The organism is Candidatus Thiodiazotropha endolucinida (assembly GCF_001715975.1).
GTDB classification, from domain to species: domain Bacteria; phylum Pseudomonadota; class Gammaproteobacteria; order Chromatiales; family Chromatiaceae; genus Thiodiazotropha; species Thiodiazotropha endolucinida.
The window spans coordinates 95,723-113,330 of record NZ_MARB01000006.1 but is presented as its reverse complement, the minus strand read 5'-3'; the positions used below and the strand labels follow the sequence as shown (position 1 = coordinate 113,330).

Annotated in this window: 14 protein-coding genes; 3 read left to right on the top strand and 11 right to left on the bottom strand. The window is 54.1% G+C overall.

What is annotated here, in order from left to right; genetic code table 11:
* The 3 genes from CODIS_RS06675 to coaE are packed head-to-tail and all read left to right on the top strand — an operon-like array spanning position 1 to position 2,738.
* Positions 1 to 1,230: a type II secretion system F family protein gene (locus CODIS_RS06675; RefSeq protein ID WP_069122614.1), complete on the top strand. Its 1,230-nt coding sequence runs from the start codon at positions 1 to 3 to the stop codon at positions 1,228 to 1,230.
* 39 nt (positions 1,231 to 1,269) lie between these two features.
* Entirely contained in the window at positions 1,270 to 2,142 is an 873-nt protein-coding gene (locus CODIS_RS06670) for a prepilin peptidase (RefSeq protein WP_069122611.1), read from the top strand.
* Positions 2,142 to 2,738: a dephospho-CoA kinase gene (gene coaE, locus CODIS_RS06665; protein WP_201259012.1), complete on the top strand. Its 597-nt coding sequence runs from the start codon at positions 2,142 to 2,144 to the stop codon at positions 2,736 to 2,738. The genes CODIS_RS06670 and coaE overlap by 1 nt, the downstream gene beginning before the upstream one ends.
* A gap of 180 nt (positions 2,739 to 2,918) precedes the next feature.
* Here the strand turns inward: coaE and clpB are convergent, their stop codons facing one another.
* From clpB to CODIS_RS06610, 11 genes are all read right to left on the bottom strand, one after another.
* Positions 2,919 to 5,513, bottom strand: a complete 2,595-nt coding sequence (clpB, locus tag CODIS_RS06660) for an ATP-dependent chaperone ClpB (protein WP_069122608.1) — start codon at positions 5,511 to 5,513, stop codon at positions 2,919 to 2,921.
* Between the two features lie 295 nt (positions 5,514 to 5,808).
* Positions 5,809 to 6,309 (bottom strand): 5-(carboxyamino)imidazole ribonucleotide mutase, encoded by a 501-nt coding sequence (gene purE, locus CODIS_RS06655; protein WP_069122605.1) that lies wholly within the window; start codon positions 6,307 to 6,309, stop codon positions 5,809 to 5,811.
* A complete protein-coding gene (locus CODIS_RS06650; RefSeq protein ID WP_069122602.1) occupies positions 6,306 to 7,463 on the bottom strand; it encodes a 5-(carboxyamino)imidazole ribonucleotide synthase in 1,158 nt (385 codons plus the stop codon). Before CODIS_RS06650 ends, purE begins: the two co-directional genes overlap by 4 nt.
* Positions 7,464 to 7,574: 111 nt before the next feature.
* A complete protein-coding gene (locus CODIS_RS06645; RefSeq protein WP_235615148.1) occupies positions 7,575 to 8,285 on the bottom strand; it encodes a Crp/Fnr family transcriptional regulator in 711 nt (236 codons plus the stop codon).
* Between the two features lie 98 nt (positions 8,286 to 8,383).
* The gene (locus CODIS_RS06640) at positions 8,384 to 8,797 is read right to left on the bottom strand and encodes a hypothetical protein (RefSeq protein WP_069122598.1); all 414 of its coding nucleotides are present in this window, start codon (positions 8,795 to 8,797) and stop codon (positions 8,384 to 8,386) included.
* Positions 8,797 to 10,650, bottom strand: coding sequence for a dihydroxy-acid dehydratase (ilvD, locus tag CODIS_RS06635; RefSeq protein WP_069122595.1), 1,854 nt, complete (start codon positions 10,648 to 10,650; stop codon positions 8,797 to 8,799). Before ilvD ends, CODIS_RS06640 begins: the two co-directional genes overlap by 1 nt.
* Before the next feature lie 115 nt (positions 10,651 to 10,765).
* Positions 10,766 to 13,414, bottom strand: a complete 2,649-nt coding sequence (locus tag CODIS_RS06630; RefSeq protein ID WP_069122591.1) for a CHASE2 domain-containing protein — start codon at positions 13,412 to 13,414, stop codon at positions 10,766 to 10,768.
* Positions 13,415 to 13,454: 40 nt separating this feature from the next.
* The gene (locus tag CODIS_RS06625) at positions 13,455 to 14,777 is read right to left on the bottom strand and encodes a FecR family protein (protein WP_069122588.1); all 1,323 of its coding nucleotides are present in this window, start codon (positions 14,775 to 14,777) and stop codon (positions 13,455 to 13,457) included.
* Positions 14,778 to 14,948: 171 nt separating this feature from the next.
* Positions 14,949 to 15,635 carry a response regulator transcription factor gene (locus tag CODIS_RS06620; protein WP_069122585.1) on the bottom strand — a complete coding sequence of 229 codons (687 nt, stop codon included), beginning with the start codon at positions 15,633 to 15,635 and terminating at the stop codon, positions 14,949 to 14,951.
* A gap of 232 nt (positions 15,636 to 15,867) precedes the next feature.
* Positions 15,868 to 16,686, bottom strand: a complete 819-nt coding sequence (locus CODIS_RS06615) for an OmpA family protein (RefSeq protein WP_069122582.1) — start codon at positions 16,684 to 16,686, stop codon at positions 15,868 to 15,870.
* Between the two features lie 49 nt (positions 16,687 to 16,735).
* On the bottom strand, positions 16,736 to 17,554 hold the full coding sequence (locus CODIS_RS06610; protein WP_069122579.1) for a mechanosensitive ion channel family protein: 819 nt from the start codon (positions 17,552 to 17,554) through the stop codon (positions 16,736 to 16,738).
* Positions 17,555 to 17,608 lie beyond the last annotated feature (54 nt).

Here is a 17,608-nt window from a genome sequence, read left to right as displayed (position 1 = left end):
ATGGCGCCTCCTAGAAAAAAAGCTCAGGTAAAATCCCACCTCTACACCTGGGAGGGGATGGATAAAAAAGGATCACGCCTAACGGGCGAAAGCCGTGCGACCGATATCAACATGGTCAAGGCGGATCTACGCCGACAGGGGGTAACGCCCCTTAAGGTCAGAAAAAAGGCCACGTCCATCTTCACTAGCAAAAAGAAGATAACCAGCGCCGACGTCACTGTCTTCAGCCGACAATTGGCAACCATGATGTCTGCCGGTGTCCCCATGGTGCAGGCGTTCGATATCGTAGGCCGGGGACATGAGAATCCCTCCATGCAGGAGCTGATCCTCACCATTAAAGCGGATGTGGAAGGTGGCACCGCCTTGGCGGATGCCTTGAAAAAGCACCCGTTGTATTTTGAGGATCTGTTCGTTAATCTGGTTCGCGCAGGTGAACACGCTGACGTACTCGAGACCCTATTGCATAAAATTGCCACCTATAAGGAAAAAACGGAATCGATCAAGGGAAAAATCAAAAAAGCGATGTTCTACCCGGCTGCGATCATTGCTGCAGCCATTGCTGTAACGGCCATATTACTCATATTTGTAATCCCCCAGTTTGAATCACTTTTTTCGAATTTTGGTGCTGATCTGCCGGCATTTACCCAACTCGTGGTAAATCTATCTCATTTTACACGAGACTGGTGGTGGGCCATACTACTTGGGGTCGTAGCAGTTGTTTATGTATTTACAAATATATGGAAACGTTCCCGTAGTTTTCGACATTCTGTCGATCGTTTACTACTTAAAATCCCTGTAATAGGCATGATTCTCAATAAATCGGCAATTGCCCGCTTTTCCCGCACACTCGCCACCATGTCGGCTGCTGGTGTACCACTGGTTGAAGCACTCGACTCCGTCGCAGGTGCGACTGGCAATGTCGTTTACAGTGACGCCGTCTTACGGATGCGGGAAGATGTAGCCACCGGCCAGTCACTGCAGCTTGCCATGAGACAACGTAACCTTTTCCCCAATATGGTGGTGCAGATGGTCTCTATCGGTGAAGAGTCAGGCGCTCTGGACGATATGCTAAACAAGGTAGCCGACTTTTATGAGGAACAGGTCGACAATGCTGTTGATGCTATGAGCAGTCTGATGGAACCCATCATTATGGTTGTACTGGGTACCCTTGTTGGCGGACTGGTCGTCGCCATGTACCTGCCAATCTTTAAGATGGGTTCGGTAATATAAACTAGTCATCAGTTTATTTCGATTCGAGCATAGCATTACGTGGTTGTTTTCGATTTCATTCAGCAATACGACTGGGCCTATCTGCTTTTTACGTTATTTATCGGTCTCGCGGTTGGTAGCTTCCTTAATGTTGTCATTCTTCGTCTGCCGAAAATGATGGAGAACCAATGGCGCAGTGACTGTGCCGAATTGAACGGCGAACAGGCAACCACACCTTCAGAGCCCTATAATCTCAGCCAACCCGCTTCCCACTGCCCCAAGTGCCGCCATAAGATCCGGTTTTGGGAGAATATCCCGGTCATTAGCTGGCTGCTACTGAGAGGTCGCTGCTCCAATTGCAAGGCTCCAATCAGTCCAAGATACCCGGTTATTGAAGCAATGACCGGTCTATTCTCCTTTGCTGTCGCCTACCATTTCGGCTTCACCTGGGCCACTCTGGCGGCACTCTTTCTGACCTGGGCCTTGATCGCCCTCAGCGTGATCGATTTCGATGTCCAGCTGCTTCCCGATAATATCACTCTCCCCTTTCTCTGGTTGGGATTACTGATCAGTCTTGGGAATGTATTCACCGACCCGCGCACCGCCCTTATCGGCGCCGCTGCCGGGTACCTCTCTCTGTGGAGCGTCTATCAGCTTTTCAAGCGACTCACCGGCAAGGAGGGCATGGGGTATGGGGATTTCAAACTGCTGGCGATGCTCGGGGCCTGGCTAGGCTGGCACTATCTGCCACAGATCATCCTGCTCTCGGCCCTGGTTGGCGCTGTAGTCGGTATCCTGTTGATCGTAGTGCGCGGTCGCGATCGTAATATTCCCATCCCCTTCGGTCCCTATCTGGCGGCCGCGGGCTGGATCAGCCTGATGTGGGGGGAACAGATCAACACCGCCTATCTGCGCTGGTCCGGTATGATGTGATGTTGGTGATTGCCCTGACAGGGGGTATCGGCAGCGGTAAGAGCGCTGTCTCCTCCCATCTGGAGTCATTGGGCGTACCGGTTATCGATGCCGATCAGCTCGCCCATCAGCTGGTCAAACCCGGTTCACCCGCACTGTTGGAGATTCAAGCCACTTTCGGAGAGGAGCTGGTGGATGGCAACGGGGTGCTGGACAGAGCAGCTTTGCGCAAAACCGTGTTCGACGATCCGCAACAACGCAGACGGCTGGAAGGGATCCTGCATCCCCGCATCAGGGAAGCAATGGAGAGCTGGCTTGCCAGGCAATCCGCCCCCTACGCCGTGCTGGTGATTCCGCTCCTGTTTGAAACTGGTCAGATGTCACTTGCCGATCGGGTTTTGGTGGTGGATTGCGACGAATCGCTGCAGATCGAACGGGTGCTCGCACGTGACGAGATATCCAGGGAACAGATCCGACAGATCATGACCAGCCAGGTCGACCGCCAGACCCGCCTGCAGGGTGCGGACGATGTCATCGAAAACAACGGCAGCCTTGAAGCGCTGATCAACGCCACCGAACGGCTTCACAGAAGCTACCTTAAGATGGCAAACAATTAAGAATATTGTCCGCAAATGAACACGAATAAACGCAAATTTAAGAAATAATAAAGTTGTGTAAAGTTCAGCACGACGCATTATCTGTTTGCAGATTTTTGTGCAATCCTGCCTGTGCAAATTCTCTAAAGCATAATTGGCAACTATTTGCGTTAATTAGCGTTCATTTGCGGACTTATCAACTTAAGCCGCAGTAACCTGTTGTCGTTTGCTGAAGGTCAAACCATCCTCGGTGCTATCCACCTCGATGGTATCCCCAGGCCCGAAGCGGCCCGCCAGGATCTCCTGTGCCAGCGGATTCTCCAGCTGCTGCCTGATCGCCCGTTTCAGCGGCCGCGCGCCATACACCGGATCGAAACCGGCCTCGCCCAGCCGGTCGAGGGCCGCATCGGTGATCACCAACCCCATCTCGTGATCCGACAGCCGCTTGTGCAGGTAGTCGATCTGGATTTTTGCAATGGCCCGGATCTGCTCGCTGGCCAGGGGGTGGAAGACCACGATCTCGTCCAGCCGGTTGATGAATTCGGGACGGAAGTTCTGCCGAACCGTCTCCATCACCGCCGCCTTCATCTCCTGATAGTGTTCCTCACCGGATATCTCCTGGATTACCTGTGATCCCAGATTGGAGGTCATCACGATGACTGTATTGCGGAAATCCACTGTTCGACCCTGCCCGTCGGTGAGACGGCCGTCATCGAGTACCTGAAGCAGCACGTTGAAGACATCGGGGTGGGCCTTCTCGACCTCGTCCAACAACACCACCGAATAGGGGCGACGGCGTATCGCCTCGGTCAGGTAGCCGCCCTCTTCATAACCGACATAGCCGGGGGGGGCGCCAATCAGTCGCGCCACCGAGTGTTTTTCCATGAACTCCGACATATCGATGCGCACCATCGCCTCCTCGGTATCGAAAAGAAACTCCGCCAGGGCCTTGCACAGTTCGGTCTTACCGACACCGGTGGGGCCGAGAAAAAGAAACGAGCCATTGGGCTGGTTGGGATCGGAGAGCCCGGCCCGGGAGCGGCGTATAGCATCGCTGACCGCGCGCACGCCCTCTTCCTGACCGATTACCCGTCTGCCAAGCTCCTCTTCCATACGCAGCAGTTTGTCCCGCTCCCCTTCCAGCATCTTGGAAACCGGAATGCCGGTCCATTTGGCTACCACATCGGCGATTTCCTCTTCCGAGACCTTGTTGCGCAACAGCTTCATCTCCTGCATCTCGGCCTGGGCCGCCATATCGAGCTGCCGCTCCAGTTCGGGAATGCGGCCATACTGCAACTCGGACATGCGTGTCAGGTCGCCGGCCCTGCGGGCCGTCTCTAGTTCCAGCCTGGACTCTTCAAGGGACTCTTTGATATGCGTGGTACCCTGCAGCGCCGCCTTCTCCGACTTCCATATCTCTTCCAGATCGGAGAATTCCCGCTGCAGGCGATCGATATGCGCCTCCAGTTCCGCCAAGCGCTTCTTCGAGGCCTCGTCCGACTCCTTTTTGAGCGCTTCACGCTCTATCTTGAGCTGTATCAGGCGTCTTTCCAGCCGGTCCATCTCCTCCGGTTTGGAGTCGATCTCCATGCGGATCTGGGAGGCCGCCTCATCCACCAGATCGATGGCCTTGTCCGGCAGCTGGCGGTCGCTGATATAACGGTGGGAAAGGGTTGCCGCCGCCACGATGGCGGGGTCGGTGACATCCACCCCGTGGTGGACCTCGTAGCGCTCCTTCAGACCGCGCAGAATAGCGATGGTATCTTCCACGCTGGGTTCCTCCACCATCACCTTTTGGAAACGGCGCTCCAGGGCGGCATCCTTCTCCAGATATTGGCGATACTCATCCAGGGTGGTGGCCCCGACACAATGGAGTTCACCCCGTGCCAAAGCGGGTTTCAACATATTCCCCGCATCCATGGAGCCTTCGGCCTTTCCTGCGCCGACCATGGTATGCAGCTCGTCGATGAACAGAATGATCTGCCCCTCCTGCTTGGCCAGGTCGTTGAGTACCGCCTTGAGGCGCTCCTCGAATTCACCGCGAAACTTGGCCCCGGCGATCAGGGCGCCCATATCGAGAGAGAGCAGCCGCTTGCTCTTCAGACCCTCCGGCACCTCACCGTTGATGATGCGTTGTGCCAGCCCCTCCACGATGGCGGTCTTGCCCACACCGGGCTCGCCGATCAGAACCGGATTGTTCTTGGTACGACGTTGCAGTACCTGAATGGTGCGACGAATCTCGTCGTCACGCCCGATCACGGGATCCAGCTTGCCCTGCTCCGCACGCTCCGTCAGATCGATGGTGTACCTCTCCAGCGCCTGGCGCTGATCCTCTGCATTCGGATCGTCCACATTCTGTCCGCCACGCAGTTTCTCGATACTCTGCTCCAGGGCGGCCTTGGATCCGCCCGCTGTACGCAGCATCTCACCCAGTTCTCCTTTATCCTCCGCTGCCGCGAGCACGAACAGTTCACTGGAGATGTACTGGTCGTTACGTTGTTGTGCCAGCTTGTCAGTCTGGTTCAGCAGCCGTCCCAGGTCATTCGAGATATGCAGATCTCCCGCCGCACCCTCGACGCTGGACAGCCTTTCCATGGCGGCGCTCAGGCTAGAGCGCAACTGGTTGACATTGACATCGGACTGGGTGAGCAGATGGCGGATAGTCCCCCCATCCTGATCGAGCAGGGCGATCATCAGGTGCACCGGCTCGATGAACTGATGATCACGCCCGACAGCCAGGCTCTGGGCATCCGCCAGCGCCATCTGGAATTTACTGGTCAAACGGTCCATTCGCATGGGTAATACTCCGAAAAATTCTTAGATACCCTACAGATTGGGGAGAAACTCCGGCATTTCAACCTAGTAAGTGTAGCTGGACGGGGTAAATAGTCCGCAAATGAACGCAAATTTTTAAGAAGATACTCTGCTCTCTTTTCCATACTCCTGTGTGGGAATGCAGATATCAGCGAGTAGTGGGACAAAGTATGGATTCCCACGGTGGACCGTGGGAACCAGGGGACGCGCTAATAAAGTATTTCGCACTTATTTGCGTTCATTAGCGTTCATTTGCGGACTTTTATACTAGGCAGTATTAGCCACCTTGTTGCTTCGCCATCGCCTCGACCTTGGACATCACCATCGTCTCAAGGGCCTGCTTGAAGTCGATGATGCGTTGGCGCAGCTCGGGCTGGGCGGTGCTGAGAATCTGTGCCGCCAGGATACCGGCATTGCGTGCGCCATTGATGGCGACGGTGGCAACCGGCACACCCGGCGGCATCTGCACGATGGAGAGCAGGGAATCCTCGCCGCTCAGGGTGGAGGTCTTAACCGGTACGCCAACGACCGGTAGTGGTGAGATAGCAGCCACCATACCCGGGAGATGGGCGGCGCCGCCCGCACCGGCAATGACCACCTGCAGCCCCCGGTCTGCCGCCTGTTGGGCATAATCATAGAGTCTGTCGGGTGTGCGATGCGCCGAAACGATGGTCATCTCATAGGGTACCTGCAGCTCCTGCAGCACCTTCGCCGCTTCCTGCATGACGGGAAGATCGGAATCGCTTCCCATGATTATGCCCACAACTGGTTGGTTCATGGATGCTGTTCTCCACTAATTTTGATCAGTTCGCGCACATGCTCCGCTTTACTTCTGGCTTCATCAAGATCTGGATCGAGTACGGTGACATGTCCCATCTTACGGTAGGGCGTCACATCCGCTTTGCCATACAGATGCAGACAGACGCCTTTTATCGACAGGGCCGCCGCCATACCCTCGATCACGGGTCTGCCACGCGCCCCGGTATCACCCAACAGGTTGATCATCGCCGCGGGTGAGAGCAGATCGGTGGCGCCGAGGGGCAGACCCAATATGGCTCGCAGATGCTGTTCAAACTGATCGGTGATACAGGCCTCGATAGTATGATGGCCTGAGTTGTGGGTACGCGGAGCGATCTCATTGACCAATAGTTGGTCATTCCGGGTGAGAAACATCTCAACGCCAAATACACCCACCCCTTGCAGCGCATCGATGGTGCGCGTCGCCAGTGCCTCCGCCGCCGCAGCTGTCTCGGCACTCACTGCAGCAGGACAGAGCAGCAGATCGAGGACATTCTCACCCGGGCGAAAACACATCTCCACCGTGGGATAGGCAATGCACTCCCCCTCCTGGTTGCGGGCAACCATCACCGCCAGCTCCTTCTTGGCGTCCACGAATCGCTCCACCAATGACGCCACTGGCAGATGATTGTCGAAATCCTCCGCAACCGGCATCACCGAGACACCGCGACCGTCATAGCCTCCGCGACGCGCCTTTTGCACCAGCGGAAAGCCAAATGATTCAAAGGCTTGTAACTCGGGTTCCGGCATCTCCACAAACTCTGCCGTGGGAATATCGTTGTGTGCCAGAAACTGCTTCTGCAACAGCTTGTCCTGCAACACCGAGAGCAAAGCAGGAGCAGGGTTGATGCGATGCCCCTCGCGCTCTAGCTGGATCAAGGTTTCTGTATCGATATTTTCCAGCTCGAATGTCACCACATCGCAGGATTCCGCCAGCTCACGCAATTTTGCAGGATCGTGATATCCGCCGATTATCTGATGCCCGGCAACCTGTCCTGCAGGGGAACCGGGATACGGGTCGAGGACCACGCAAGTGCACCCCAGGCGCTTTGCCGCCTTGACCATCATGCGTCCCAGCTGACCGCCGCCGATGAGGCCGATTCGAGCTACTGGGAATGGGAAACTGTCCTTCATCACTATCTACTAAAAAGGTTGATTATCGCCAAGGTGGGAGAGTATACCCGGCAAACAGGATGAATGCCTCAATGGATGTAAAAGCCAAGGCAATTCACAACGCTATCACCCTTAAGTGGGCGAGATTTCCCGGTTGATCTTGCCGGTTATATCCGCAAACTCAAGTAACCCTTTCCCATCCAGCACCTCCACCCGGCTGCCATCCACATGGATCAACCCCTGATTGGAAAAATTGTGCAATATGCGGGAGAAGGTCTCCGGTGTCACTGAAAGCCTGGAGGCAATTACCCCTTTCGGGGTCTGAAGTTCAAAACTGTTGCTACTGTCGCTTATCCCGGCTTGCCATCTTTTACAGAGGAAACTGGCAACACGACAGCTGGCGCTCTGCAGGGTCAGTTCATCGATTTCTCGAATCAGGTTCTTGAGACGATGACTCATATCCCCCATGAGTTTGAAGCAGGTGTCAATGGACCCCCGCAGTATCTCGAGAAACGGGGCGCTCTCGAAACTCAAAAGATAGGTATCACCGATTGCAACGGCATTCACAGGATATTCCGGGTGCTCACCAAACATCAGCGCCTCTGCGAAGGTCTGTCCCGGCGTAATAATCTCGATCACCTTTTCCTGCCCCTGCATGGAGAGGCGTGTCAGTTTCATCTGCCCCTGCAGCACCAGGAAAAAGTGGGTAGCCGGATCACCTAATTGAAAAAAGAGTTGACCATCCCTGAGCCTTACCTGATGAGCCATCTTTTTCACATGTTCGAATTGACTATCATCCAGGTGAGCAAACAGATAACACCGCTTGAGATCAAAATACACCATCCGCCTCCGGCTGATTACACCTTACTCAGGTTTTTTTATATCCCTAATGGATCAGGGTGAATATTTGTCATAGCTATAAAATAAAATGTTATTGTTATTCAGTTATTATATTTCCAGATCCGATAATAGGATAAACCCCGACTTCGGTCTGTTAATAGCCAGCGACCATTGTCAAACTTGAATCTGGTCTCCTTGGAAACCTGGCAGACCAGTCCGCTATACGGCCGCTGAAGGTTATCATCACCGCTAACGGTATGAAACCAGTCCACCATTTCTTCGCAATCACGATAGGCATATTCAGCCTCATTGCGAGGATGCAGGGTCGTCAACTTGGGAGACAGTTTCAACCAGGCATCGAAACCGCGCACCATGGTACCCCCTTCGGCCAGGATATCCACTTCATCGAGCGAGTTCTCAAACGCGTCCTCGTAAATCAATACGGGATTGGTGGCTGTCGGATCACCTCCACTACAACCCGCAATGATAAAAAACAAGACAAGGTGTGGCCGCATCACACCTTATCGAGTTGAGTATGATCCCGGACAGCACCGTGGGCAGCCGAAGTTGTCAATGCGGCATATGCCTTCAAGGCTTGAGATACTGTCCGCTCTCTGCCGACCGGTTGCCAGGCCTGGTTACCCCTTGCGATCATGGTCTCGCGCCTTTGCTGCAGCATATCATCGCCCAACGCTACCTGTATGCTGCGCCCCGGGATATCGATTTCGATGATATCGCCCTCCTCCACCAAACCGATATTTCCGCCTTCCGCCGCCTCGGGCGAACAGTGTCCGATGGATAACCCGGATGTACCGCCGGAAAAACGGCCATCCGTAATCAACGCACAGGCCTTGCCCAAGCCCTTTGACTTGAGATAACTGGTCGGATAGAGCATCTCCTGCATACCCGGTCCCCCTTTGGGACCCTCATAGCGAATGATGACCACATCGCCCGCTTGGATGTTGTCATTCAGAATCGCCTCTACAGCACTCTCCTGACTCTCGAAGATACGTGCCGGGCCGCTAAACTTCAGATTCGATTCATCCACACCGGCCGTCTTGACGATACATCCCTGATTTGCCAGGTTGCCATACAGGACGGCCAACCCCCCGTCTTGGGAGTAGGCGTGTTCGAGATCCCGAATACAGCCCTGTTCTCTATCGAGATCCAGGTCAGGCCAGCGGGACGACTGGCTGAAAGCTACCTGTGTGGGCACGCCACCGGGTGCCGCCAGATAGCGGTTTCGCGCCTCCTCCTCCATGCTGCGAACAATATCCCAGCGATCGATTGCTTCACCGATACTGGCCGCATGGACAGTTGGCACATCGCGATGGACCAAACCTGCACGGTCCAGTTCTCCCAGGATGCCGATCACTCCACCGGCCCGATGCACATCCTCCATATGAAACTGTTGCGTGGCGGGGGCGACCTTGCAAAGGTTAGGCACTTTACGACTCAACCGGTCGATATCGGCCATGGTGAAATCGACCTCACCCTCGTAAGCTGCGGCGAGCAGATGCAGTACGGTATTGGTGGAACCACCCATGGCGATATCCAGACTCATGGCATTCTCAAAGGCCATGAAAGTCGCCACATTACGTGGCAGGACCGTGGCATCCTCCTGCTCGTACCAACGTTTAGCCAACTCGACGACACGCTGCCCCGCTTCCAAAAAGAGCTGTTTCCGATCGGCGTGGGTCGCCAGCAGCGAACCGTTACCGGGCAACGACAGTCCTAAGGCCTCGGTGAGGCAGTTCATGGAATTTGCGGTGAACATGCCTGAGCATGAGCCACAGGTGGGACAGGCTGATCGCTCGATCTTCTCTACATCCTCGTCACTCTCATCCGGATTGGCAGCCGATACCATGGCGTCGACAAGATCGAGGTGGTATTCCTTGCCATGCAACCGGACTTTGCCCGCTTCCATGGGACCACCGGAAACAAACAGGGTCGGGATGTTCAATCTCAGTGCAGCCATCAGCATGCCTGGGGTAATCTTGTCGCAATTGGATATGCAGACCAGCGCATCGGCACAATGTGCGTTGACCATATACTCCACGGAGTCGGCTATGATATCCCTTGATGGCAGGGAATAGAGCATGCCGCCATGCCCCATGGCGATGCCATCGTCCACGGCAATGGTATTGAACTCTTTGGCCACTCCACCAGCCGCCTCAACCTCTCTAGCAACCAGCTGCCCAAGATCCTTCAGATGTACGTGGCCCGGAACGAACTGGGTAAACGAGTTGGCGATCGCAATAATCGGTTTATCGAAGTCGCCATCCTGCATGCCTGTGGCCCGCCACAAGGCCCTGGCACCGGCCATATTGCGCCCATGGGTGGTTGTACGGGAACGGTATTGCGGCATCGGTCACTCCGGATAATCTGTCGAAAACCTCCATTATGCACACTTTTCCTTGCCGCAAACAAACACCCTCGACACGGTTTTACCGAACTGCTATCCCGCGCGGACAGTAAACGCCTTAAGGGGACGCACTATCCTCACACGGCAGATTGAGTGTAAACACCGCACCGCCATTCTCCCCATTACTCGCCGCTACCGATCCATGATGTTTCTCCGCGACCACCTTGACGAAACTCAGCCCCAGACCAACACCTTTTTTACGCAGGATTTGATTTGAATCCGCCTGCATAAACGGCATAAAGATGTCATTCAGCTGGTGCTCCGGGATACCGGCCCCCTGATCCTCGATCTCACATATCAGTCGAGAGTGTTTGATCGACAGGGTCATCGTCACCTGGCTCTGTGGCGGAGAGAATTTAATCGCATTCTCCAGCAGGTTGACCAGGGCCCGCTCCAGCAAGCCCAGATCACCCCGCAACCACATTTCATCCTCGTTAAACAACCGCTGCAACCTTACCTGCTTGGTTTTAGCCTGGACATAGACCTCGTCTACGGCATTATGTGCCACCTCAATGAAATTGGTATCGGTGAATGAGGTGGTTTCGGCAACCTCGGCCCGTGCCAGGCGCAGGAAATTATCCGCCAATTTTAGCGAGCGGCGCGCCAAAGGCTGAATCTGTTCGGCCATCTCCTTTGCATTCCCATCCAACAGCTGCCTGGACTGAGTCAATGAGAGCAGAGAGGTGATGGGAGAACGGATATCGTGGGAGAGAAAATTCAGCATCTTTGCCCGCGTGCGTTCTGAGCGCTTCAACGCGCCGATATACGAGAGGTTAATAATCATGCCCGGAAACTCCGTATCAACCGCTTCGAGGGCCTTCAGCTGGACAAACAGTTCAGTATCGGGGGGGCGAACGGCTTCAAAACGTACAGGCTCTTTATGCAGCAATACCTTCCTGAAGACTTCCTGCCAGGTATCCGCACCTTGTATCTCCAAAACGCTTAACAGGTGATAGGCATCCTCGCCCAACAGCTCCTTTTCGGCCGGATGGCCAAGATAGAAAGAGGTTCGGGGATTTGACATCACAACCTGTCCGAGGCCATTGATGACCATCAGCCCGTCATCCATCTGTCCCACCGCATTACTGATCAGATGGCGAAAGCGCTGCAAACGGGCATTGGCCTCCTGCATCTGCTGCATGCGCAATTCCACTCTTTCCAGCACACTGTCCTGTTTGGCTTCTGATTCAAGTGAGAATTGCAGGGCAAACTCGTCGACCAGCTTCATCGAGCGGCCCACCGGCACCTCATTTCTCGGCCAGATCAAACCCAATCGCCAGGCGATATCCGGTCGTTGTATCTCAGTCCATAGCTCTGCGCCTGATCGCTGCCATGCGCCGATTGCCAGAGACTCCAATGGCGGTCCCAGTGTTGTGCCGCTTTGCAGCAGTTGCTTGCCGCTGTCAGCATCGTACAGCACCCATCCCTGCAACGGCATCAATCTGGCAAGAAACTCCATTGCCGTAGTCATATCGCTGGGAGGCTGTTCCACAGGCAATAGACGCTGCTCACGTTGCATGCGTTCAAGCTGTTCGTTGAGGTAACGCACCGCTTGATCAAGTCGCCGCCAACTCCATAATGGATAACTCAGCAACAACCCGAGCAAGGCGGCGGATGGCGGAAACCAATACTCTGCCCCGTGCAGCATCGCAATGGTAAAAAGAAAAAAACCAACCAGAAGAACCAGGGACACGAGAGGCGCCGCCCGGGTGGGAAAGTAGGGGTAGAGGACAAAGGGGAGAACCACGACCAGGGCGCTGCCCAACAAATGGGGCAGATAGGGAACCGGGGTAATCGCTTCATCCTGTCTCAGACTCTGCAGGACATTGGCGTTGATCTCCACACCGGGCATAGGCACCCCATAGCCGGACACAGGGGTAGGCAGGGCATCACCTATCCCAGTCGCCGTAACACCAACCAATACAACCTTGTCGCGGAAGAGATCGGGTAGAAAATCGCCATCGAGTACCTGACTGTAGCTGTATCGGTGATAGTGACCTGCCGGACCATAAAAGGGTATCAGGCGATGGGTATGTCGGTTGATTGTGTGGATATTCGGCGCCTGTCGGCTGGTGGGTGCGGTACGCATTCCCTCCCCCCCGGGTTCTAACCAGTTCAACACAGACAACATCAAATGCGGCCAATACGCCTGGCCCAATCCTTCATAGAGAAACACGCCACGGGCAATGCCATCAGCATCCAGATCCATATGCACATGCCCCAGCCCAGCAGCCACATTTGAGAGCGCCGGCAATGGCATTGACTCCACCAGCATTCCTCCCTGCCGATGCTCTTCCAGAATAACCGGCATAAACACGCGTTCGCTGGCGGCAATTGCCTGGATCAGTTGGTTGTCTGATTCGGGATCGATTCGGTCTGGCTCGGCAAACAGGATATCGAGGACAATGGCTCTGGCCCCTGCCTGGGTGAGACGGTCCACAAGCTTTGCGTGTATCTGACGCGACCAGGGCCAACGTCCCAGGGCATCCAGGCTCTTTTCATCCACCGCGACGATAATGATATCTTCAGCAACGGGTTTGGAGATAAAACCCATCTGCAAATCATACAGCAGCAGATCCCATCGCCAGAGCCAGTTGCTGGCCGCCAACAAGCTGGTCAGCAGCAACATGATCAAAGCACTGCGTGTACGTTCTGAGTACGTCTTGGATCGTGTCACCGTACCTGTAGGGTTTATGTCATCCCTCATCTTTTACCCGTCATGGAAGCTCCACCATCACACTGCGCCATCACCAAACAGGTATGCCGATACGGTATATATCGGATCGTGATCGATCATCGTTTATCGCAGATAGCGCCTCCACACCGATAAAGTAGTGCCCTGGGGGCAAGGGTTGCAAAATGAATGCGTTATCTTCGGACAACCTCGTGAAAAGCTTGTCCTCAAGTTCGACATCTCTGGCAAGAATCAACCTATACGCCCAAGCACCCGCTACCTGTGTCCATTGGATGTGGATACCATGGCGACTGAACTGCGGTCGAAAGAGCGTCGGTGTTGTCAGTCCTTCGGGCTCCACCCGCACAGGCAATGTCGCCACCGCTTCCAGCGTGAAATCACGATAAGCATTGAATCCCTCAAATCCCAATTCGTCAATACCTCTCAATGCGATCCGGTAATCGCCCGCAAGCAGTCGCGACAACTCAATGCGATTGCCCGAACTAATTCCCCCTGCAACCATCCCTTCCTCCCTGTTAGTAAGCTGATAGCGATAGGCTGCCGCCCCGACAAGCGGTGACCATTCAATCACTACGCCATCCATCGTGAATTGGTGTGTTATTTCCGTCAGATCCGGCTGTGCCAACAGCGCACGCGGGGGAGACGGGGGCTTACCCTTTTCTATCAGAGTCCCCTCTCCCTGTTCAACCAATACAGTCTCACCTTCAGCGGTGATGCTGACCTTCCCCTCAGTCACTTCACTGCGGGTCTGTTCATCCCCGGCATCCGAAAAGACGCGAAATTCCGTGCCACGGACCATGGTCACTGCAGCCGGGGTGTGTATTTCATATCGATATTCGGGCTTTCTAAGCGGCTTGATGCGATTCTCGATTCGCCCCCGTTGCAGGCGAATCCTAGTATCCAGCATACCCATGCCATGAAAAGATGAGAGTGCATCGAATACCACTTCACTCTGTTCGCCGATCAACAGTGTGGAGTTATCCGCGAATTGCAATGAAACTGAAGCACCGACACCGGTAGAAATTCTATCACCAGCATTGAGCATCGTACCTGCTACCAAAACGATTGATACGCTCGCTCCCGTTCGCTGCAGAGAGGCATCCCCGAAAACACTTTTGACCTTTACGCCCGCAAGCACCTCTTTCAGCCAGTCGATCGGCACACGGATCTCAGTTCCGATCGGAATTTCTGTGTTATTGGCGATACCGTTGTAGATCTGTAATTGCTCGGGGGTGAATTCCGACTTGAGGAAGCGTTCTGCGATGATGGAAAGATTCTCTCCCTCGTGAATTCGATAGGCCCAGTCTTCCGACCATGCCTGTCCCGTTATCACAACAAGGACGAAGAACAGGAGCGATGTGATGATTCTAGTCATCTTGCCAGTTACTCATCGACCACAATTTGGACTTGAAGATCACTCAATCGGCTTCCGCTCCGGACCTTCGAAATGACCCTATGTGTTCGATTTCAGGATAATATTACTGGCGATCCATGCCGGAATCAGCATGCAATAGGATATACCCGCTCAAGCCGGGATTCCAGCGAACTACTCTTGCTCGGTCAGCTGCTCGAGACGGTAACCTTGGTGATAGACCGCCTTCAGACGCCATCCGTTCTCCGGTGTCAGACCTAGTTTACGGCGGAGTCGACTGATATGAGTATCCACAGTACGGGTCATCAGGCCTGGTCCGAATCCCCATATGCTCTCCAGCAGATGGTCGCGGGAAAGCAGGCGTCCGATGTTGGTGAAGAGCATCCACGCCAATTGAAATTCCTTCTCCGTCATATCCACAGGCTCACCGTTCAAGGTGAGCGTTTTGTTATCCTTGTTAAGTGAAAAACCACTCACTTCCAAATGATCGCGCCGACCACTATGCCGCCTGACCAGGGCTTTGATCCGTGCCAGCATGATTTCGCGGTTGACCGGTTTCGCCAGGTAGTCATCGGCACCTTTTTCCAGCGCTTCGATGATGTCAGCTTCACCATCCCTGTGGGTGATAAAGAATACGGGCAGATCCCACTCCCGGTCGCCACGCAACCAGGAGAGCACCTCTACACCGCTTTTTTCCGGTAATTCCCAATCCATTATCAATAAATCATAGGTTTCATGACGCAACTCACGCATAAAAGCATCAGCATTATCAAATGCCCTGCAGACATAGCCTTCAGCTTCCAACCATTCCTTCATTACCGCTGACTGCACTTTATCATCTTCCAAATAGGCTATTCGCATAGATGACTCCAAGGTAGTTAACGTCATACAATCCCACCATACTGGCGAGGATTCAAACACACCGGACATACCTGCTGCGGCTGTTCAGGATTCAGCTGATCCATGCCTACTAACTGACCACTGCCTGGCGATGGTGTCAACATAAGTGTTCTCATAATACGCAGTAAGTTCCAGGCAACAGCATGACAAAAGTCAAGCTGTTGCCTTAATGAACATTGTTTATTGACAATATTTAGTCAAGTTTCAATTCGACACGCCGATTCTGCGCGCGCCCTTCTGCTGTTGCATTGTCGGCAACGGGAGACGCTTCCCCCATCCCCTTGGTGGTGAACAGTGCGCCATTCACTCCCTGTGCCTTAAGATTGTCAGCCACTGCCTTCGCACGCCTCTCGGAAAGGGACTGGTTATAGGCCGCAGAACCCGTGGAGTCGGTATGTCCGATAACCTCAATCGATTTGATATCGGGACGTGCCTTGAGTGAATCGGCAATTTGGTTCAATGTGGATGTGTATTCACCGCTGACCTTATCGCTGTTGAGATCAAACAGGACATTCTGCAAGACGATCTGAACCGCGCACCCGGCATCGGTTACCGTAGCGCCGGCAGGCGTATTTGGACAGTCATCCTTACTGTCGGCCACGCCGTCGCCATCACTATCCAGCTCACAGCCACTGGCGTCGACCTTTGCGCCGGCAGGCGTATCCGGGCATTTATCACTGCTGTCGGCCACACCGTCTCCATCACTGTCGAGGGCGCATCCTTTGTCATCGACCTGTACCCCGGCAGGCGTACCGGGGCACTGGTCCTTACTATCCACAACACCATCATTGTCGGCATCGCCTTCAGCCTTTGTCATTTCCATTGCCGGCTCACCGAAACAGCTGGTATCAGCCGGTGCCTTGTCACGGTGGGAGGTGGTCCAACACTCACCATAGCCGGTACGCCAAACCGAATTAACACTATCGTAGGCCAGTCCCTTTTCTGCCACTGCGTGACTACTGATCAGTATCGGCGTTAAGGCCAGGGCTATGGCAATTCTTTTAATGTGCATAATCAAACCTCCAGGTTTTTTTAAATTACGGATACGGCGGCTACAACTCCTAGGCAGCTGTCGCTTGAATCATATGAATATCCCGTTGCGGGTAGGGAATACTGATACCCCGCTTATCAAATGTCGTCTTGATGGCTTCAAGCAGCGCTGCCCGCGTCACCCAGTAATCCCCCGATCTCACCCAGGGACGTACAGCAAAATCGACGCTGCTCTCGCCCAATTCCAACAACATAATCGTCGGCGCGGGATCTTTTAGCACTGTGCTATCGGCATCGAGGATCTGCTGTAGCAGGTCTCTTGCCTTTTTAATGTCATCGTCATAACCGATACCGATCACCAGATCGATTCGTCTTGTGTTCCTGGCGGAATAGTTGATGATAGTGCCGCTATATATTTGCGCATTGGGCATGGTGATCTCGCGGTTGTCACCGGTCTTGAGAACCGTGTGGAAGATGCGGATCTCCTCAACCACGCCGGACACACCGCCTGCTTCGACGAAATCCCCCAATTTAAACGGCCTGAAGATGATCAGCATCACACCCGCAGCAAAGCTTGCCAACGAATCCTTCAATGCCAAACCGACGGCCAGGCCTGCAGCACCCAAAATAGCCAGTGCAGATGTTGTATTGACACCGAGTTGCTCCAACGCGGCAAGCACCACCACTGCCAACAGTACTGCGTATGCGATATTACCGAGGAAACTGATCAGCATCTGGTCGATGTCCCCTCTCTCCATGAGTCTTTTCAGCGTACGGGTCAGCATTTTTGCTATCCATCGACCGATAATGAACACCAACAGTGCCATAACGATCTTGGTTCCCCAGGGAATAATGTAAGTGTTCAAAATAGTCTCTATTGTAAGATCCATGAATCTTCTCCCGTCATTGTTGCGATACTGTCTCTCTGCTTGGCCAAATTGATG